This is a genomic window from Caulobacter sp. HJHS_5, assembly GCF_056683955.1.
The window spans coordinates 1-240 of sequence record NZ_JBWZNC010000033.1; the positions used below are offsets into that span (position 1 = coordinate 1).

Below are 240 nucleotides of genomic sequence, written 5' to 3' on the forward strand. Positions count from 1 at the left end.
TCTAGCTTATGGTCATCAAGGCTCTCAATTTTGGACTGATAAAGATGTAAATGCATATAATTCACAACCTGATTTGAGTTTATTCAATGCTAGGACTAATTTGGATTTTAATCTTAGTAAAAATTTAAGTGGATTTACTTCGTTATCGGCCAACGTAAATAGGTATAAATTATCTAATGTACCCGGAGATAATGGTGTTGAAAATAGCAACCTCATCTATAGCAGATTGCAAAATTTACC

Annotated in this window: 1 protein-coding gene; it reads left to right on the plus strand. The window is 32.1% G+C overall.

What is annotated here, in order from left to right; genetic code table 11:
- The coding region (locus ACFLIT_RS17875; RefSeq protein ID WP_479912621.1) for a hypothetical protein at positions 1-240 on the plus strand (240 nt) is incomplete at both ends.